The organism is Chitinibacter fontanus (genome assembly GCF_013423785.1).
GTDB lineage: Bacteria > Pseudomonadota > Gammaproteobacteria > Burkholderiales > Chitinibacteraceae > Chitinibacter > Chitinibacter fontanus.
The window spans coordinates 1,381,240-1,401,835 of sequence record NZ_CP058952.1; the positions used below are offsets into that span (position 1 = coordinate 1,381,240).

Consider the following 20,596-nt stretch of genomic DNA (forward strand, 5'->3'; position numbering starts at 1 on the left):
ACTCAACAATTTGAGACTCTACTGAGAAAAATGACCAGACAATTTGCCCCTCCAAATGCACAAAATGGGCTGCATTTATGGTTATGTGGCGCACCAAGACTTTACTTGGCAGAAGAAGATATCAGCTTCCAAGTTCGATATCGCAAAGCTTGGGCATTGTTAGCTTTTCTTGCCTTCGAAACAACAGTCTGGCAATCACGAAGTGTGCTTGCTCGGCTTCTTTGGCCTGATCTTTCTGACTCCGCTGCTCTGACTAATTTACGACAAGTTTTAAACAATTTGGCGCAGGTGTTCAACAAACTAGATCAATCTCCATGGCTTGAGATTGATCGGTTACGTATACGATTATGCATCCCTCTAGGGTCTTGGCTAGATGTAGCGACCTTTCTGCACTTGGGTGAAGGTGAAATACATGACACTGATCCTGCCTGGTCTGAGCTAAATCAGGTCTTGCCACTCTGTTTGGGTGAGATGCTTGAAGGGCATCGAATCACAGAAGGTAGTTCTTTCGACGAGTGGCTTCAAAATGCTCGTCAACGCTTACATCGGGCAAAGGTTGCTACGTTAACGCGCATGATTGCACAGCACTCACGTAATGACCAAGAAGCCACCGCACTTCTGCTTGCAAGATGGCGCTGGCAAATCGACCCGCTAGGAGAAGAAAGTGCAGCCGGACTAATTCGACAATTGTTAAAACTTGATGATCGTCGTGGCGCAGAGCAGGTAGCAGCAGAACTCGACCGAAATTTGCGCAGTGAGTTAGGCATACGGCCTAGTTCTCACCTTTTGAATTTACTTCAAATCTCGACGCCCTATTCGATACAGGGAACAACAACAGAAATAATCGAACAGCGAACTCTGTTTCTACTATTTGTTGCACTCGCCCCCATGCTGCCTAGTGATGGTGTCGATGCAGGGTTAACAACTTTACTCGCTGCACGCACGCTATTAAACGATTTGCGAACCGAGCCATTGCGGCTCCGTGGGCGTGGTTTTTGGGTCACATTTGGTTCAGCATATTGTGCCGAGGAGGGATTAACACGAGCATTGCAGGTTATTGCTCAGTTATTGCAAGCGTTCCCCGAACGTCTGTGTCTTGGATTGGCTAGCGGCCCCGTGATATGTCACACCCACCCCGATGGTATCGACTTGTTTGGGCTTGCGCCTGAACATGCTTGGCACTTGGCTCATAAAGCCAAAGCAGGGGAAGCATTGGCCAGCGCCTCCCTTGTAGCTGGTCTCCCTGGCTGGCTGCAGGCTGAACAGGACACTTACCGCTGGCAACCAACAAGAACTGAATTTATGACTGGCGCAAAGAAGTTGACGCCAATGGTCTCGCGAAAGCAACACTTTCGACAATTACGCACAGCTTGGGAAAAAGCAAAAAATGGAATTCCAGCCTGGCTTGCGGTAGTTGGTGACGGAGGAATTGGAAAAACGCGCTTGGTACAAGAGCTTATTGAAACGCTAGATACCAAGGACACCTTATTGCTGCACTTACAGTGCACTCCTAATCAACAACGTCAACCTCTCGCTCCATTGCGCCAAGCCTTGTTGAACAAACTCCTTACTCCTACATCAAACGCAACTGATCTACAAACGCAATTGTTGACACGATGGCCTGCATTAGGCACAAACGAAACGTTTATACCCGCTTGGCCCATTTTGCTCAATTTTTTGCAGGCCGAAGGCGACCAACAAGCTCTAATCAATGGTCGAAATGATCTTTTTTGGGCTATATACATGTTGATTGATGCAATTAGCAGTCATCAACCGATTCTATTATGGATGGATGACCTACATTGGGCCGATTTGGCCACCCATGAGTGGTGGTCACACTATGCTGGTTTACTGGAAAACCAATCCGTATTACTTCTAAGCACATCTCGAACTGATGTGCCACTTACTCAGCTATCAACCCCAGCAAAACTGATCAAACTCCAGCCATTGGATGAAGTCGATACTAGCGCTTTAGTGCGCTTACAAGCAGCCTCAGTGGAGCTTGATTCAACAATCGTCGCGCATATTGCGAAGGACAGCGGCGGGATTCCACTATTTGTCGAATTCCTCACAAAGCATTATCTAGATGGTTCTACGTCATCGAATCACCCTATGCACGGTTTACTTGCTCAAGAAATTGATCGCTTGGGGGCATTCAAAGGCATATTGCAAACTGCCGCAGTACTTGGACAACGCTTTTATGGCGTAGAACTTGCACGATTAGTTCCTGAAGAACCTACCCCTGTGTTGGAATTGGCCTGCCACTACCGGCTACTTGAAGTGATTGCAGAAGATTGTTACGAATTTAGGCACGCTTTAATACGTGATGCTGCTTACCAAGGACTACCGCCTGCGATGGCACAACGCATGCATGGACTGCATGCAGATTGGTTAGCTGTTCAGCAAAATGAGCCCGCAGCCCATATCGCAGAGCATTTTGAGCAGGCCCGTCGTTGGTCGGAAGCAATACACTGGTGGCAACGTGCTGGCGAACTAGCGCTGACACGTGAGTTTGCGGCAGACGCCCTAGCTTGTTACCTTCGAGCTCAAGAATTGCTACCGTGTCACCCATCGCTGACAGCGACGCAAAAACGTCAACTCGGATTTTCCATAGCTAAGGCTGCACTGCTAAGCGAAGGGTATGGTTCAGAGCGTGGTCACTTGCAATACCAAGCTCTCGTTGAAGAACTGGCTAATGATTTAAATGAAAGAGAAAATCTATTTCGAGCTCTGAGTGGGCTTTATATGGGGGGGAGTTCGTTTAGGCAAACAGACGGGCTAATCATTGCAGAGAAAATGCGGCCACTTTCTGATACAGCGGCCAAACAACTGATGCTCTGTTTTGCAATGGGGAACTCTCTATTTTGGCGAGGCTGTTTTGATCAAGCACGAGATTGGCAAGAGAAAGGTATCGCCTTAAGTGAATCCTTATCAGCTGAGGAGCGCTCCCGCTACTGGGGTGAAGACTTAGGCATCCTGCTGCGGGCCTTTTTGTGTTGGAATGCGTGGTTTGTTGGGGATGAGCAACTGGCTGCTAATACTGCGGCTGATGGTATTGCGCTAGCAAGATCAGGGGGCAAGCCGCATGCGCTATGTTTTATGCTTGCCTTTGCCAGCGCCGAGCGCTGGTGTGCTGATGATGCGAGTGGATGTGCTCAGCATGCAAACGAGGGATTAATACTGGCACGTCACCATGGGTTTCCTCTATGGCAAGGGATACACGGACTGTTTTCCTTATGGAGTCAAGCCCGCAAAGGCCTACTCAATGATCTCTCACCTGTATTACAAGCTGCTGAGCAATTTAGCCAGGCCTATCGCGCGGGGTCGACAACGGCATGCTGGGTTATGGCATCAATTCTATATCAACTCAATCGCCAGCATGAACTGAGCCATCTTCTAGCCCAAATGCGCTTTGGGATAGCAAAATACGGCGACGAATACTGCCTATCTGAAGTGCTCATGTATGAAGCGCACCTAACCGATGATCGACTAGCGATTACTCAATTACACAACGATGCTCTGAATCTGGCCCGTCTGCAGGGCGCATTTGGACTATTAAAACGACTCCAGCAATTTAAAGAGCAGACTGTGATTGTTCAAAGCACTGATACTCAGCCTCATCTTCATTAAAGCAACCCCTATAAATTTTGCCTTTAAGTAGGCCAACCACCTAACCCTTTGATTAATTGCATCTATTTTTCGACGAATTGATTTTCTTATCGATCTATTTACTTCTTACGATTATCTAACGGCACGAGGATAACATTTGTCCGGTGTTCAGCTAAAAGAAGAAATATCGTCAGCAATCTTTCAAAGTGTCACGAAATGCTTGTTAAGAATGGGGTAACTGTGGAAAAAAGGATTCAGGGCTTGAAGGTATGTTTTTTAAGTAACTCAATAAAAGTTTCGGATCAATGCTGCTCAGTCACACAAGGGGCAAAGTTGCGAGAAGTACACCTAGTAAGGCAAGGCAACGACGCGTGTGAAGTTTGGTTTAGCACTTAACGCAAGGCACAATTGAATAACTGCGAATTAAGCAATGATTATCAACTAAACAGGTAGATTATTACAATGAAGCGTAATCGATTAAATTCGCACCTTAGGGCGATAGGGTTTTATTTTGTACTGGCCATTTTTGGCGCACAAACAGCAATAGCAAATCAAGAAGAAACTATTGAAATAAAACAAAAAGTGGCCGAGCAAATAAACACCGGAAGGGGGCTACTAGAGTTAATGAAATCGGCAAATGAAAAACTAAATAATACAATTGAAAAATTAGTACAAGAAAGCCAACACCTTCAATTGGAAATTGCTGAACATGAAAAAATATTGTTTGAACTAAAGGAAAGGGAAGCAAAACTGAATGCCTTATATGATTCTGGCTGGCAAAATTTTATCGCGTCAGCCAATCATCTAGTCACAAAAAAGGGGTTGCTTGAAAAAAATGAGGTTGAACTAAAAAAAACAATTGATGAATATGAAAAATGCAAAAAAGACGCTTGGATATTTTACATTTTTTGTGGGATACCACCATTTGATCGACCTGAAGTAAAAAGCTTAGTTGCAAATCAGATTAAATTGAAGAATGAAATTGAATCATTGGAAAATGAATACAAAATTAGAATGGAAGAGTTTAATGAGGTTTCGCAAAAGCTATCGGAGCAACGCCACTTAGTAGAAGAAAAAAAACAAAATTCGAATGAGGTTGCAAAGGAAATTGATGTACGGAAATCTGCAGCATCCGATCTTAACTTTATCCAGCACAATATGAATGAGGATGTAAACCAAATTGATTCATATGCGACTCAATTAACAAGAGGGCTCTCTGAGACAGAAAATGAAATTTTAATTGATGACCTAAAAAATAAATCAAATGCATTTCAAGAAAGTTTATGCAAGGGTATTCAGTTTATTCGTAACTTACAAAAAAGGAGCCTGGTCGAAATTTCTTTGGTTTTATCAGTGACAAATTGTAAAAATTAATTATTTAAATATATAAATTGACCTAGGAGAGTATCATGGAAAATGATTTTTCATTTGCAGCGAGCAAAAAAGTCGAGAGTTTTAAAGTTGGAATGACCAAGTACCAGATGTCTGAGGACGACACTGACCAACGTGATGATGAGCTTAAAAATCAAAAAGAACTTGCTGAAATTCAACAATTGATAGAAAAACAAGCAGATGAAAATATGTTGGACTTCAGCGAGCCCAATAACGCACTGATTAAGCTCTACATTAATCAATTGCAAAATGAATATGACGTAAGCAGGGTAAAGCAGGATACTGATTGTGCCGTATCATTGCTATACATTGCCTATAATGCAACGCCACAAATTGTAGGCTCGGTCAGAGTGAGTATCGATAGAATTATGGCTGACCTGATTAGAGAACAAAAGGAAAGCGTAAATATCATGGGCAAGGTAGGTTTTGCCTGCAATAGAATTAAGAATGATCTGGAATTGAATGCAAAGATAAGGAATAAACTCAACTTAAATGATCCTGTTGTGGTTAAGGATTTTCTTAATAGTCAATTTATAAGAATGGTTAAAAAAATTAAGGACGATTCTAATGACATTGCAAAGCAACTGCGTACCCTTTCAGGTTCGTATAACAAAATAATCTCAGACTCTAATGCGGCCTCTTACAAAAACCAGCTTGAGCTAGCGAAAGAAACAAAAGAACGACAGCGATTGCTGGATCAGATTGCTGAAATGAAAAGCGATAGTGAAAAAATGGAAGGGTTTGTCAGTGATTTAAGTGAGCAAATCCGTAAATACGACAACCTTGCCGCAGAATACAAACAAAAGGCTGAAACAGCTGAAGAACGCTCCTTCATTATGTCGATCATCAGTGTTTGCGCAGAAATGGTCGCCGCTACAGCACCCGCCATTACCGCTGCTTTGACAGGCGCAGCGACTGGGGGGGCCTCAATTATGTCCAGCCACTCTTCTGCTGCAATGCGCAAGATGATGGCGCCCTCTCCGAATGAAGGTGGTGCAGATGATTCAGCTCAGCTGGTAAAACTTAATAAAGAATTTGCGATTAAAACCGCAGATAAAAAATTAGCTGAAAAAGAATTGAGCGAGCTAGAGGCCAAAAAGGATGAATTAGAAGAAAAGAAAAAAGAAATAGAATCAAATACTGATTTGAGTGAAGAAAAAAGAACAGTGGAGCAGGAGAATATAGATAAAGAAATTGTAGAAAATGGTAAATCCAGGGGCAAGACTAGCGATAAAATTAAGGCCACCGAGGTCGCATTAGAAGGAATTCAAGCGGCACTCAATGCACTTAGCAAAGGAATGGAGAAAATATCGGAGAAACAGGAGCAGCAAGGAGCCAGTCTTCGCGAAATGCAATTGAAGATGCTAAATACAGTTCAGAAATTTGAGGAGGAAAAGAGAAAACAGAATGCCGAGCTAATTAAAGTACGGGCTATGATTAAATCAAAAGAGACAAATAAAAGTGAAATTGAATTATCGATCAGATCACTTGGCATATCGACCGATGCAATCAAAGCAATGGTATCCATTATTAACGAATTAGCATATTTTTTTGAAAGCTTTGCCATTTTTATGGGCGAAATTTCAAAAGATGCATCAGGAATGGCTGATAGCATCAGTGAATTTAATGATGGCTCTAAATCGCTTGCTTCATTACTAGAAATCAATTTAAAAACCAGTTACTTTTTTGTTGCGCAGCATGCTGAATGGATGGCTATTAGCATGGTAGCGTCCATCTTCAAGAATGCATTTAATACCGGTTGGAGTAAGCTAAATAAACTAAATGGGAAGTATTTGACTGGTGATGCGCTCATTACTTATTTAGATGGGGCGGCTGATCAATTGGACGAGATTGCCTTTAAAAGGGCCAGCCAAATTGATTCGACTATTTTTCAACTTGATCAATATCGCTAATTCAACTCCAGTTACCATAAGGATTGTTGTTTGACCCATACTGATCGATAAAGTCGATAATTAAAAGTAAAGCAAAACCAAGCTTTTTATTCAGCATCATTGAAACCATGGAAAATTATCATGCCATCTAATTATACGCCAACCACTCCACTTGAAATTGTTTGGAGCTCACCCCAGTTTGATCATTTTGCAGAGTATTTGAAAGACAATGACTCACTTGAAATTTTAAGGTGCGTGACTTATCTGCAATATCTAGAAACGCTGGATGATATAACGCCTTCTCATGTAAATTACCTTTGGATTAATTATATTGATCCAAATATTGACTACATTGATGAGCATGACAGGACAAAAAGTTGCTATTCGGTAAATATTTCTAACGCACAAAGACGATTGGTGACTGCGCACAATTTCCATGATTTTTGCGGCTCTTTCGCCGATCGGGCTGTTGTTAGAGGTGCGGTTATACATTCGATGCATGATAGAAATATAAATTATAGTACGAAATATCATCTACCTTTGGGCTGGATGCTACCCAGCCCCGGTGAAGTGCGTCCGCCATTTAACGAGCAAAATTTATTTAAGGCTTATAATAAACTGCTTAAGCTTCATGGAAAGAAGGAATATCAGAAAAATACGCCGTTTGAAAAAAAATATGTTCATGGCTAATTCTTTATGACCATAAACAAAACAAAACGCTGAGCAACAAGCTTATGGCTCTGTCGCTTTAGCTTTGCACGTTGACTTTGTTCGCCCCTGATAAATCAGGGGCGAACGTTAATGGGACGCGAAGTCGCTGGCCTAAAGTGGTTACTCGCCAACATCATAAGCAAATAATTGGTGATTGTAGTGATACACTGAATTTAGTAATCAGAGCAGATTAAATCGAGTGATGGAAAAGGTATTGCTTGATACTCAGGTCGATGTATTGGTTTCCGCAATGGCTGGATTTTATCCACCTGCAGTAGGGCAAATGCGTGGACAGTCCAGTCACATCTTGCTGTGTATTTTCAGACATCAGCAACCCCATACGCTTGAAAAACAATGAAAAAAGCGCGTAGCATGCTGAGTTATACACACAGATAAACCAAATATACACCTGCACAGGTGTATATTTCACGTTAGGGCTTTCCAAGTTGCATCTCTCCGCCCAACTAGATCAATGGCTAGCACAGGCATTCTTGAACGATTCGCCAACTGAAATTGCAGGCTACTCATTCAATCTCTTCGAAAACGCAAATGACGCCAATTCAAAGTTTGGTGTTGAGTTAATTGGCGCTTCAAGATTTGATCAAGATGACACTGATTGGGCTTGTGACGAAACTTGGTCAGCCAGCCCAAGGCGTCTTGCTCTTCCAATTAGTATCTCTGGAGAGCATTGGGAACACTGTCTTGCAGTGGTTGAGAATGCAATTAATCAGCTACTCATGACCAATACGTCGGCTGTATCCATACCAAAATCTTCGCAAGCTATCGCTGTCGGCTTCGTAGATGGGGACTTAAATGTTATTTGGCGACCAAAGCCCTAACCTTTCAGTCAACCTGACTGCTCAAAGCTGCGCTTTGGGTTCCCTCCGTTGCTGCGCAACTCCGGCAGCAGGTTACTTCCAACGTTAGGCAGCCCCATGGATTGGATTCCGGCAGTAACTACGACCACTCTTTTTGCCGCAGCACTCTGGCTGGTGCGCAAGCTCATCATTACGAGACTCAGTCGCTCCGTACAGCATGAGTTTGACCAAAAACTTGAGATCGTTCGAGCCGATCTACGCGCGTCTGAAGAGAAATTTAAGGCTGCGCTTCGGGAAAAAGAAGCGGAAATAGCTGCACTTCGAAGCGGTGCATTGTCGGCTATAGCCAGCAGGCAGGCCGCGATTGAGAAACGCAGGCTGGAGGCAATAGATCAAATCTGGGCTGCATTTAATTCACTTGCGCATGCCCGCGGACTTGCTGCGCAGATGGCGATTATTAAGTTTGAAGAGGCAGCAAGGGAAACCGAGCGAAACCCAAAAGCAAGACAGCTTTTCGAAATCATGGGCTCGGGGTTCGATCCGTTAAAGATTGATGGGATCAACGCTGACAAGGCGCGCCCGTTTATTAGCCCAATGGCTTGGGCGACATTCGCTGCCTATCGCGCTATCGTGATGAATAGCGTAGTGAAATGGCATATCTTGAAAGGTGGTCTTGGTAAAGCCGATCTTGTCGATTCTGACGTTGTCAAAAATTTGGTCTTGGCAGCACTTCCAGGCTACAAGGATTATCTAGAAAAGCACGGCACAGATGCTCTCTACTATTCGCTGGAGGGGCTTGAGACGCAGTTATTGTCTGAGCTTAAAACGTTGCTCACGATCAGCGAATTCGACAAGGCGAGCGTTGAACAAGAGGCAGAAATATTGCGTCTAGCCAATGAGCTGCAGACCGCTAACGAAAAGGCTGAACGTGCCGCCTAGGCGCGCTGGGATGTATTGCTGATGCCGCATATATAGCACGTCTGGCAGGCGAATTTTCTGGTGTATGGCGCCGACAAGGTTTGGCGGCAAGGTGGTGCAAACCATGTTCGTTGACACGGCGGCACCCTGTCCGCTGGATAGGGTAAATCGCCAGTTCAAGGCCGACCGGCCAAATCAGCTCTGGGTTTCTGACTTCACCTACGTGTCCACTGGGGCGGGGTTTGTCTATCTCGCCTTCGTCATTGACGTTTTTGCCCGCCGCATCGTCGGCTGGCGCGTCAGTCGTTCAATGCGTACCGACTTTGTTCTGGATGCCCAGGAACAAGCGCTCTATGCTCGCCAACCAGAGCGGGACGCCAGCTTGATCCACCACTCGGATCGTGGCTCGCAATACGTTCCCATCCGCTACACCGAGCGACTGGCCGAGGCCGGCATCGAGCCTTCTGTCGGCAGCAAGGGCGACAGCTACGACGATGCCCTGGCCGAAACCATCAACGGTTTGTACAAGGCCGAACTGATTCATCGCCGGGAGCCCTGGAAAACGGTGGAATCATTAGAGCTCGCCACCCTCGAATGGGTGACCTAGTTCAACCATCAGCGACTCCTTGAGCCCATCGACTACATCCCACCCGCTGAGGCTGAGAACCGGTATTATCTGCAACTCACCGTGCGGGCTGATCACGCCTGTACTTAAACCTCGGAGCCTCTACGAAACCCGAGGCGATTCAGACAAACTTACATTCACGCCCCTCAGCAGCCGGTGGAATTCCACCCATGAATGGCAGAATTGCTGCAGAGGGATCGATCATGGTCGCCAAGCTATTATCAACAATCGACCCGTATGACAATGGAGAAGCCATCTTGCATACTTTCCTAACCACTTCAGGCGAGAAGATTGAGTTCGCCTCTTCACTGGATCAGGTGAAATTCGAACACGTTCTTCAGTCAGAACGCTCTGCGTGGCGAGTCATTCCAGAGTGGCCTTACCTCGCAATCGAGCGTGACCGAGTCGAAGCGTACATTGGCACTCTGGGCCGCTTTTCAGTGTTTTCGAGCGGCCAGCTATGGCAAAATTTGCGCAAACAAGACCTTGGCGCCCGTTTACTGGGCAGCTTGTTTGGCGGTGGCACCAATGCTGGTTTCGGACCTGAATCACGTGCATTCGTCGAAGGCAAAGCGAATGCCAAAGCGAACGTATTAATGAACTGGAATGAGCCACTCATTGTTGGGTCAACTCCGTGGTGCGCTGAGGGCACCCACTTCATCTTCTTCGACAACGGAAACTTGTTTCAGCACAAGTTCGCAGAGCTCGTTGTCGACAACGGACCGAGCCATCCGCGATCGGCACATTTTGACTTTGCCGCGCTCATCGCACTTCGGAATCGCTTCCAGAGTGAGTACCTACAGCACAGGGACGGCAGCGTCGACCTAGCTGCGCTGGCGAAGTTGCTGGACGACACCTTTACCCAAAACGTTTCGAGTTTGTCCGCCGCCACCGCGTACCACGACACTCTGTCAAATGCTCTGACTTCGGTCGACTACGACGCGCCAGTACTGACTCGATACGATCGGCCGACGCACGATGCTTCGGGACAGCCAAAAATCGAGGTATCGTTTGCATTGCTGCACTACGAACGAGCCATCATCTCGTTCAATGATCTCAAGGCATGCCAGAGCGGCGGCAAGATTGATGAGGCGTTCAGTAATGGGGTCTACTGCGTTGTGGCAGTTGCTGCTTGCATCGAGGCGATCGCCAACAAGCTGGTCTTTTTGGAGAGCGGCGCACATCCAACTCACAAGGACAAACGCACACCACTTGCCAAGCTCAACGAGGCGGCTTCGCGTCTTTGCCAGAGAGGAGGCACGCCCTATGTGCCACTGGCCGCCGGGGATCCTGTGTTCGACACCCTAGATGCGGTGAGATGGGAACGCAACGGATTCATGCACGCGAAAGAGCTGGAGACGGACTTTGATCTTGTGACACTAAGTTCAACTGCAACGACAGCGGTAAACGAAGCCAATTGCCGCAACTATCTACAGCGTCTCCGTGAGGGAGTAGACAAGGTCTTTTCGCAGCTTCCGAGCATCGCATCACCCATTGTTACGCGGACGAGCATAACCTGGATGGGAGAGCTTGAAGTGCCTTGATGACCATCGACAGGAGGCTTCGCGTGTCCCAATCTCAATGTCTGCAATGGCCGATGTATCGATGCCGATGCCTCAAAAACGAAAGGCCGCTCACCATCTGGTTGCTGCCTTAGTTCTCTGTGACCAGTTCTAGTGCTGCTCGGCCAAAGGCTGCGAAACGAAAGGCCGCAAACCATCACCATGCGTCATTATTCCAGTTCCTGTACCACTTGACTGGTTTGGCTATCGACGACTTGGCGAACTGATCCAAGTGTATCGGTCACTAGACGATAGGTTGTGCGGCCTTTGACCATATACTCTGGTACATTGGCTTTAGCAGCGTAGATAAAGCGGAAATCCATCAGGGACAGAGGTCATGCCTCGTTAAAGTCCGGATGTAAGGCTGCAATCGACTTTGCATCTCATCGATGAATGAATGCTTGGCAAAATGGGGGCGTCCATATATGCACAAATCAGCGCTCAGTAGCGCCACCCAAATCTAATTTAAAAGAACAATTATGACTAATAAAAACAATAAGATTACCGCGACAACAAGCCATTTAGGTAGCTTATGCCCATTTTTTGTGTAGCTTGAACCGAAAGAAATCATCTTAGTATCTCATTTGTAATTTATTTGCAGCCACAATCTTTGCCCTGCCCCCAAGACATACCAGTGTCTCCTTGATTCTTGGAATATCCACCCCCTAAAGAACCACTACTCTTGAAATTAGTTCCAAGCTGGACGCCTGCACCAACACCCAGAACTGTAGCTGTTCCACTACCGGGAGAATAAACGATGCCTCCTCCGACCGCAGCAAAAGCGGCAGCGCCACTTCCCGCATAGCCAGACAGAAAGGCGTTAGTATCCCCGTTATTTACTTTGAATCTATTTAGCCATCCGGCAGTAACGCTTGCTTGAACTGAAGCCGGATTTGGAGAACCTTTATTAAAGCCGCCACCAACAAAAGAGTTGCCATCGCGGCTAAACGTACCCCAGACGCTGAAAATATATGCATCAATTTGGAAATTAATAAAATCTGGTGTTCTTACACCACAAGCAGCTAATCCAGAAGGATCAATAAAGTTGATCGGATTGCCACCCACATAGGAAAAAATGTTGGAATCTCCGCCATTAAACCGAATTGGGTCTTTGGCAGTCCAACGTGCGGTTTTCGCGTCGTAATCGCGAGCACCGAAGCGGACGAGGCCGGTGTTGTTGTCATACAGGCCACCGGCATAGCCGAAGGGCTGGAAGCCCGGATTGCTGTCGGCGAGGACTTTACCCCAAGCATCGTATTCCAGTTCCTGCATCACTTGGCCGGTTTGGCTATCGACGACTTGGCGAACCGAGCCAAGGGTATCTGTCACTAACCTATAGGTAGCAACGCCTTTGACCATATACTCTGGCACGTTGGCTTTACCGGCGTAGATAAAGCGGCTGACGATCTGACCGTTGCCATCCAGTTCGGCGATCGGCTTGAGCTGGTCTTGGTAAACCCAGCCTTGCGTCAGCACACCATTAACCTTTTTGCCGATGCGGCGGTTTTGGCCGTCAACGAGGTAGTCGATCTTGCCACCCGATGCCAGCGTGACTTGTTTCAAGTTACCGTACACGTCGTAGCTGAAGGTGTTATTACCTGCTACTGTGCTTTCGGTTTGCAGTTCGCCGTTGGCGCTGAAGCCGTAGCTGGCCGTACCGAAGGTTTTCAGGCGATCTTGCGCGTCGTAGCTTGCTGCAATGCCATCGGCGAGTGTGCGGTTGCCGTTGGCGTCGTATTCATAGTGGTTTTGCAAAGCTCCGTTTTTGAATACATCACTCAAGCGTCCTGATGCGTCATAGGCGTAGCGGTAGGTCGACAGCGGCCCACCGGTTGTGGTGGTTTTCTCTTCCACACGACCGAGTTTGTCGCGAGTGAAGGTTTCAGAGAACAACACCGTACTGCCTAGCTTAGCGGTCAGGCGTTTGAGCAGGCCAAACTTGTCATACTCTTGTTCAGTTTTAATGTTATCGAGTGTCGTGCCTGTGAGTAAACCATTATTAGCGTCACGGTTGAGCGTGAGTGCGCCCGCTTGGGTCAGCAAGCCATCATTGTCGTAACCGTAGCTGGTGTTCTGTCCGTTGATGCCCAACTGCTGCACACGGAAGAAGTTGTCGTACGTGATACCGACATTACCAGGCACTGGACCTGCAATTGTAATTGTTTTAGGTAACGCACCATCATAAGTGATCACTGGCATTTGTTTCATTAACAAAGCCTATCAATGCTGCCGACCATGTATAAATATTTTTGCAATGATTACAAAGAATACAGCAGATAAAAAACTTTCTAAAACCCCAAAAATGAAATATGGCCAAAACAACAGCTGAACAACCCTATGAATGGGATCTTCGGCAATCCAAGGTATTAGTGTTGGCGGATAAAGAACAACACCGAAAATGAACCCTAGGAATGATGCAATATAACCTAAACCAATACCTCCTAAAACGAACTTCCAAATGGATTTCCACCACAAATCCGTGCGGAACATCCAACAAGAAACTACTAAGGCATAGATGGGCTTATATACAAAATACCTAAACCGAAGATATTTAAACAAAACACCATTTAAATATAGTGACTCAACAAAAAAGCCGCCCGATAAAAGACATAAAAAAATTAATAGTATTTTTATTCTTCTATTCATTTTTTCTTCTTCATAATTTTAGCTAAATCTTTTCCCAGCCCTCTTGGTGTACTTGGGAAATAGCCTGATTTTGGCAAATTTTTAAAGGGTCCAATCCCACTCAAGGTATCACGAACTGAAGTTGCACAAAACCCTCCATTTTCAGTTGGAGAATTGTCAATTCTTTCCAAAATTTTCGCTTCATCTTCACTTGAAGTTGGGAAAGTATATGTTTGAACGTCATTGCCATCCTCCCGCTGGTACCTTAGATAATCTTGCAACGAGCCTTGAAATTCCTCGCCATACTGCAATCTTCTATCTTGAAAATAATGCCCACCGGGATCATAAATATTCCCATCAATCACAGCTCCAGCATGAGTTCCTGTAAGTGGAGTGTTATTGTTAATAACAACTGTTGTTTCCAATCCAGATAAATCAACAAAATTAACCGGATTGCCACCCACATAGGCAAAGATAGTTCGCCCTGTCGCAGTTCACCGTACCCATAGCCCGCAAACCCAGACGCCACGCGCCTTTCAGCCCCACCAAGCCCAGCCCAATCCCGTTAAAGAACAAATTTTTTCCTAGGGGCCATTTTCGGCCACGCGCAAGCTGCCGGCAAGGCGCTTGTCTTGCTTGTCGTAACGAAGCGCACTGAATGAATATGCAAAGGCCGCGCAGTGCGCGGCCTGATTGGGTTGGTGGGTTTCTGGGCTTAGTCTTCGTCGCTGGCCAAGCTGTCCAGCCATTGCTGTGCGGGTTCGGCCAAGGCTTGCGCCGTCGCGGCCTCTTGGCGCTGTAGTCGGGCTGGGTGCGTGGCGTCGTGTATGGCGCGTAAATGCTCAATGCTGACGTGGGTATAGATTTCCGTGGTGTTGAGCTGCGCATGACCCAGCAAGGCTTGCAGTACGCGCACATCAGCCCCGGCTTCCAGCATGTGCGTGGCCATCGCATGCCGCAGCAAGTGGGTCGCGCCGGGTTTGTTGATCCCGGCGAAGTCCATATAGCGTTTGACGTGTGCGGCCACAAACGGCGGGCTGACCGGTTCGCCATAATCGGTGACGAACAGGGCTTCCCGTTCGACGGCAATCAACTGCGGGCGGGCTTCAATCAGGTAACGATCCAGCCATGCTAGCGCCCGCTGGCCAATCGGCACCACCCGATCTTTGGCCCCTTTGCCTTCCCGCACGAACAGCAAGCGCCGGTTGGGGTCTACGTCATACAGCGCCAGATTGGCAATTTCCATCCGGCGCAATCCAGTGCTGTACAGCAGTTCCAGCATGGCCCGGTCGCGCAGTCCATACGGGGTGTCCGGGTCGGCTTCGGCCAGTATGGCTTCCACTTCCTGCACACTGAGAATAGCGCGGGGCAAGTGTTTGGGCAGCTTGGGCAGATCCAGCTCGCTGGCCGGGTTGTACAGGATGTGATTCTCGCGGGCCAGCCATTTGAACCATGTTTTCAGGGGCGCGAGTGCGCCGTGCTGGCTGCCCAGTGTCAGCGGTGCGCCATCCGGCTTGCGGTAGTAGAACAGGTGCCGCTGGTAACGATCCAGCACCTGCTTGGTAATATCGGCGGGTTGTTGCAGGCCGCGCTCGTCGCACCAGGCAATAAAGCGCCGCAAGGATTGGCGGCGAGCTTGTACGGTATTGGGGGAATAGCCTGTGACCAGCATCCATTCGAAATGCGCGTCCATGTAGGCCGTCAGCGCCAAGTGCGCCAGTGGATCAACCGTGCGTGGTTTCGGCCCTGCCGGTTTGACGGCGGCGGGTTTACGGCTTTTAAGGCGTTGTCCTGTGCGTGGCATCTTAAACCCCGGCGGCTAAGGGTATGGTGTGGGCCGGATGGGCGCGAACAGGGCTAAGGGGGTGGCGCGTTTCCGGGGTGTTTTCCGGTTGTTCGGTGGCAAGCCGCGCCAGCATTGGCTTGGCGGCGCGCATGGCATCCTGACCACTGCCCGACCCGCTACCGACTGCACCCCGACCGAATTCCGACTGCGTGACCGTTTGCCCCGACCGCTGGCCGTCATACCCTAAGTGGGCGGGATCAAGCAGGCCAGAGAGGTGGGCCATATTCCGACCGTTACCGTCATACAGCAGTTCATACACATAACCTTGCCCCTGTTGAACACGGTGGATCAGCAGATATTCCAGTTCGGCCAAGCGGGCCAGATGGATTTTGAGCTGGGTATCACCCCAGCCGGTGGCGTCGCGCACGTCTTTGCGGCTAAAGCGGTATTCGCGCCGGGGTAAACCCTGTGCCGTGGCTTGGCCGCTGACCCATTCACACACCAGAACCAGCAGCTTGCGGGTCTGCGGCGGTAATTCGTCCAGACTGCGCCCCAGCACTTCATGCGCCAGTGCATTGGCCTGCGCAATATCGTCCAGCGTGACTTCGAGGTAATCGACGTGCTGCCCATTGAGCAGTACGGTTTTAATCGGGCGCTGGCATTGATGCAGCAAGGCGATGGTGTCGATCAGCGAGAGGTATTTTTCATGATCGCGGCGGGTGCGCGTACGGTCATCGAGGAAGGTCAATTGGTCGGCGTAGGGATTGATCACCACCAAGGGGCGCAATAAGCGCTGCGCATTGCGATGTAGCGCCAGAATTTCATCCTTGTGCGCCTTGCCCAGCAATCCGGCCAAGGTGCGGCGCTCGCGCTGGCGGCGGTGAATCGCGGCCGTTTGTTCGCGCCCTTCATCGACCGTGAGCACCAGACAGCGGTTGAGCAGTTCTTCGTCCACATCAATGGCGGTGGTGGTCATAAATAAAGACATCGGGCCTTCGACCCGGTATTCCTGCGTGACCAGATTGCCATTGGCATCGGAACCGGTGCTGGCCATCGTCAATTCACCTTCCGACTGCAACAGCTTCAAGGCATAGCTGGCGCGACTCGCCCCTTCTTCTTCGGCAATCGCCAGCACCTTGTGCTTGAGATTGGTTTCGCCCATGTAAAACAGCGATTGCCCACTCATGGCCGAATAACGCACCGTTTCTTCCGGCGGCATCAATGCCAGTACCGCATCCATCAAGGAAGACTTGCCTGCGGCGCTGGACGATTGCACCACCACCGCCAACGGGCGTTCCAGTTTGCGACTGGTGGCAGCCAGATAGGCGGTGAGCTTGTTGGTGCTTTCACCGACAATGCCGCACGCTTCGAAGTCGGCCAGAATCCGCGCCAGCAATTGCGGGCTGCGCAGCAAAGCCAGTGCCGCATCGCGTTCGGCTTCGTTCATGTCCGGCAAGGTTGGGGTCTTGGGGGCCAGTGCCTGCTGGATGGTGTCGTCTTGCAGTTGTTCCAGTTTCAGCAGCACCCGACCCAGCTCCATCTTGAGGGCGGCTTCGGGTTGCCGTAATTCACCGGCGGCCTGCTGAATGAACACTGCCCGCGCCCGCGCGGCGTACAAGTCCAGCGTATCCACATGGAAGGCGCTATCGCTGGCCACCATCAGATTGACCTTGAGTACGCCGACCGCCAGATTCTTGGGCAAACCGCGCACGCGCCAGCGGCGCGGTCCTTCGCCGTCACCAAAGCGCATCACCACTTCGTGTTCGCTGACTTCGGCCTGCAAATCCAGTTGCGGCGTGGGGGCCACCGCCGCCGCTGGTAACACCGGGGCGGCTAAAGCGGGGGTGGGGTCATCCGTCGGCGCTTCGTTGTCCACGGTGGCCAATTCTGAGGGGGGATTTTTTGTCACCGTCACGGGGATGGCGTGAATCTCCCGTTGCGGCGCTTGCCCATCACCCAGCCAGACCGCTTTGCGGATCAGCAGACCCAGCGATTTGCTGGCTGGTTGCACCTTGAGCGCGTACTCATTGGCATCCATGCCCTTGGGGAACTGAATCCGCCACACGCCAAACCCGGTAGCCTGCAATTGCGTGGCCAACTCGGTGCTGGCGCGTTCTCCGGCGTCATCCCGGTCATACGCAATCAGCACGCGCTCGATGCCATGCCGTTTAAAGGCGGCTAAATGATCGTCCGTAAAGCCTTGCGTGCCATAGCTGGCCGTGACATTGCGATACCCGGCACACCAGAAGGTCAGCGCGTCCAGCAGCGCTTCGCACAGAATCACTTCCCGGCTGGCGGCCAGCGCAGACTCATTCCACACCCCGGCGTGCGGCCCCGGTAAATACAGGTGCTTGGGCGTGCCAGCGCGTAAATTGTCCAGCAACTTGCGCCCGTACATTTCCTGCACCTGACCCTGCGGATCGAGCACTGGCACGATCAACGAACCATTAAAGTGTTCATGCCCGGATTCGCGGTAAATCCCCAGCCGTTGCAAACGCCCGCGCACTTCGGCCCCGGCTTGACGATTTTTTTCAGGGAGGCGCAGACCCAGCGTGCGATTGGCATAGCCCAGCTTGAAGGTCGTCACCAAGTCAGGATGATCCAGCCCGCGCGACTGCAAATAGGCCAAGGCGTCCGGGCTTTGCTTCAAGGTGGCATGGTAGTAATCGGCCACTTGCCCCAGCACCGCCTGATCGTCGGCATCCGCCACCACCGGCGCAGCCAGCTTTTTGACCGTCGATTGCTTGACCGGCTCACTGGCCAAACCCGCCACTAAAGGAAGACCTTCCCGCAGCAGCTCGGTCGCGTGCCGGAAACTCACGCCCTGCATTTTCATCACCCAATCGATCGGCCCGCCTGCCGCGCCACAACCAAAGCAGTGAAACAGGTTTTTGCTCGGCGTAATGATCAGGCTGGCGGTGGCCTCCTTGTGAAACGGGCAGTTGCAGGCGTAATCCTTGCCTTGCTTCTTCAGCGCAATCCCTGCCGCTTCCACCAGCCGAACCAAAGACACTTCGGCCTTTAGCCGCTCGATTTCCGCTTCCGGGATACGCGCCATGTGATTTTTTCCCTCTAAAACCTGTCAAGATACTTTATGAGTATTATTTTAGTACCCATAATGATACCATTGTCAAGACGTTTTAGAGGGAGGGCTTACCATGATGGAACACACAATCAACTGGTTCGCTTGTATGAGTTTTTCTGCTCGCTTGATCGCTTTGCGCAAAGAGAAGGGTTTAACCCAGCAGGGACTGGCCGATGCCACGCATATTCACGTCCAGCAAATCAAACGCTACGAGGCAGGCACATCAGAGCCTTCCGCTGAAGCGCTGCGCAAGATTGCGCGTGCTTTTTCTATTTCAACAGACTGGTTACTTTTTGAAGATGGGGAACGTGGCCCCTCCGATGATCTGCGCCTGCAGTTTGAAGCGGTAAGCCACATGCCGGAAGAAGAACGGCACATTGTGAAGGCATTGCTGGAAGGCATGATCCTGAAGTACCAGACCAAACAGATGGTCAACAATCTAAGCAGCTAAACCCAGCAACTAAAGAGAAGCCCCCTCAACCCCACGCGCACAGCCGGGGTCAGGGGGCCGTTTTTTTTATTGAATAAAGAAGATACGCGCTGATTTTTAACGCGAGATTGCCTCCCCCTGCGTCACGCGCATCCCCAATAAACCTTGGCTGTTAAGCCAATTCGTACATACGAAACCCGGCAAAAGCCTATCCTGCATTAGACGGTTTTACGGGGTAGATTTTGCGGGCGTGTTGATATTGTGTTGGTACTCTAGTGATGGCCGCTCGAAATAGGACTCACATCACCACAACATCAACACAGTACCAACACTGTATATACAGAATGTCACCACAGTACCAACACCGCTCGCTAAAACGCGGGGGTTTGCAGTTCATTCAAGCCATGCCAGCGACTGCGCACGGATTTTGGTGTGCTGCCGCTGGCTTGGCCGACAAGCGTAGCGCGTCAGAATTTGACTTCCGGTCTCGGGGCGTAGCCCTGAGTTCAACCAGAATGTGAGGCAGTGCAAAGGGAGCGGCAGCCACCGCGCACAGCCATCACGGTGTAGCGGCAAGACTTGTATTGTGGCTACATCTGGCATCCTGTCCGGGCGTTTTACCAATTTTGAGTTGATGGTTTGGTTGATACTTTGGTGGGTGGATTTACTGGTTGTTTTGGGGGCAATTGAGGCGATGCAACGGCGCACGTAGTGAAGGCGCAATCGTGAATGCTGAGGTGATTTTTATGAAGATGAAGCTCTGGATGTGATAACGCCCGCTTACGCGGGCGTTTTTGTTGAGCTTGTTTTTGCGCTTAGGCTTATGAGCAAAACATCATGCTTGATGATTGTGCTTTATAACTAATGCTCATCTGCATGATGATTTGCCACATCCGAAGATTCAAAATGTTCATGCCCTAATGGGGTATTCATCTCTTTTTCCAGAAATGCAATTTCATCAACACGTGCAATTTTTTTGATAACTAACATACTCACAATGTTAAGCACCCCAGAAATTGCGGCAACAAGTAGTGATATTTCTTTATTTATTAGCCAAGGAAGCACAAATATCGCCCCCAAAGAAAATGCCAAACCTAATGCAGAAATTTTATATATCGATGAAAAAATCTTTTGCATACATAG

At 49.0% G+C, this 20,596-nt stretch carries 15 protein-coding genes and 1 pseudogene; 9 read left to right on the forward strand and 7 right to left on the reverse strand.

Going from position 1 to position 20,596, the window contains the following annotated elements; genetic code table 11:
- Positions 1-30: 30 nt before the first annotated feature.
- The 8 genes and pseudogenes from HZU75_RS06410 (at position 31) to HZU75_RS06440 (ending at position 11,509) form a co-directional block, all read left to right on the forward strand.
- Positions 31-3,630, forward strand: coding sequence for an ATP-binding protein (locus tag HZU75_RS06410; protein WP_180308321.1), 3,600 nt, complete (start codon positions 31-33; stop codon positions 3,628-3,630).
- Between the two features lie 441 nt (positions 3,631-4,071).
- Positions 4,072-4,983: a hypothetical protein gene (locus HZU75_RS06415; RefSeq protein ID WP_180308322.1), complete on the forward strand. Its 912-nt coding sequence runs from the start codon at positions 4,072-4,074 to the stop codon at positions 4,981-4,983.
- Positions 4,984-5,018: 35 nt separating this feature from the next.
- Positions 5,019-6,914: a hypothetical protein gene (locus HZU75_RS06420; protein WP_180308323.1), complete on the forward strand. Its 1,896-nt coding sequence runs from the start codon at positions 5,019-5,021 to the stop codon at positions 6,912-6,914.
- A gap of 120 nt (positions 6,915-7,034) precedes the next feature.
- A complete protein-coding gene (locus HZU75_RS06425) occupies positions 7,035-7,583 on the forward strand; it encodes a hypothetical protein (RefSeq protein ID WP_180308324.1) in 549 nt (182 codons plus the stop codon).
- A gap of 467 nt (positions 7,584-8,050) precedes the next feature.
- On the forward strand, positions 8,051-8,443 hold the full coding sequence (locus HZU75_RS06430) for a hypothetical protein (RefSeq protein WP_180308325.1): 393 nt from the start codon (positions 8,051-8,053) through the stop codon (positions 8,441-8,443).
- Positions 8,444-8,539: 96 nt separating this feature from the next.
- Entirely contained in the window at positions 8,540-9,361 is an 822-nt protein-coding gene (locus HZU75_RS17240; RefSeq protein WP_194249543.1) for a hypothetical protein, read from the forward strand.
- A 39-nt stretch (positions 9,362-9,400) separates the two neighbouring features.
- Positions 9,401-10,055 (forward strand): annotated as a pseudogene (locus tag HZU75_RS06435) (IS3 family transposase); the annotation flags it as partial.
- An 80-nt stretch (positions 10,056-10,135) separates the two neighbouring features.
- Positions 10,136-11,509: a hypothetical protein gene (locus tag HZU75_RS06440; RefSeq protein ID WP_180308326.1), complete on the forward strand. Its 1,374-nt coding sequence runs from the start codon at positions 10,136-10,138 to the stop codon at positions 11,507-11,509.
- A gap of 188 nt (positions 11,510-11,697) precedes the next feature.
- On the opposite strand, the gene HZU75_RS06445 is transcribed toward HZU75_RS06440, so the two are convergent.
- From HZU75_RS06445 to HZU75_RS06470, 6 genes are all read right to left on the reverse strand, one after another.
- Positions 11,698-11,850 (reverse strand): hypothetical protein, encoded by a 153-nt coding sequence (locus tag HZU75_RS06445; protein WP_180308327.1) that lies wholly within the window; start codon positions 11,848-11,850, stop codon positions 11,698-11,700.
- A gap of 268 nt (positions 11,851-12,118) precedes the next feature.
- Positions 12,119-13,735, reverse strand: coding sequence for an RHS repeat domain-containing protein (locus HZU75_RS06450; protein ID WP_180308328.1), 1,617 nt, complete (start codon positions 13,733-13,735; stop codon positions 12,119-12,121).
- Between the two features lie 12 nt (positions 13,736-13,747).
- Complete coding sequence (locus tag HZU75_RS06455) at positions 13,748-14,173, reverse strand: hypothetical protein (protein WP_180308329.1); 426 nt, start codon at positions 14,171-14,173, stop codon at positions 13,748-13,750.
- Positions 14,170-14,616 carry a hypothetical protein gene (locus tag HZU75_RS06460; RefSeq protein ID WP_180308330.1) on the reverse strand — a complete coding sequence of 149 codons (447 nt, stop codon included), beginning with the start codon at positions 14,614-14,616 and terminating at the stop codon, positions 14,170-14,172. Before HZU75_RS06460 ends, HZU75_RS06455 begins: the two co-directional genes overlap by 4 nt.
- Positions 14,617-14,867: 251 nt before the next feature.
- Positions 14,868-15,956 (reverse strand): site-specific tyrosine recombinase XerC, encoded by a 1,089-nt coding sequence (gene xerC, locus HZU75_RS06465; RefSeq protein WP_180308331.1) that lies wholly within the window; start codon positions 15,954-15,956, stop codon positions 14,868-14,870.
- Between the two features lies 1 nt (position 15,957).
- Positions 15,958-18,996: a CHC2 zinc finger domain-containing protein gene (locus tag HZU75_RS06470; protein WP_180308332.1), complete on the reverse strand. Its 3,039-nt coding sequence runs from the start codon at positions 18,994-18,996 to the stop codon at positions 15,958-15,960.
- 100 nt (positions 18,997-19,096) lie between these two features.
- Between HZU75_RS06470 and HZU75_RS06475 the strand changes: the two genes are divergently transcribed.
- The gene (locus HZU75_RS06475; protein ID WP_228028214.1) at positions 19,097-19,474 is read left to right on the forward strand and encodes a helix-turn-helix domain-containing protein; all 378 of its coding nucleotides are present in this window, start codon (positions 19,097-19,099) and stop codon (positions 19,472-19,474) included.
- Positions 19,475-20,314: 840 nt separating this feature from the next.
- Here HZU75_RS06475 and HZU75_RS06480 read toward each other — a convergent pair.
- Positions 20,315-20,590: a hypothetical protein gene (locus HZU75_RS06480; RefSeq protein ID WP_180308333.1), complete on the reverse strand. Its 276-nt coding sequence runs from the start codon at positions 20,588-20,590 to the stop codon at positions 20,315-20,317.
- Positions 20,591-20,596 lie beyond the last annotated feature (6 nt).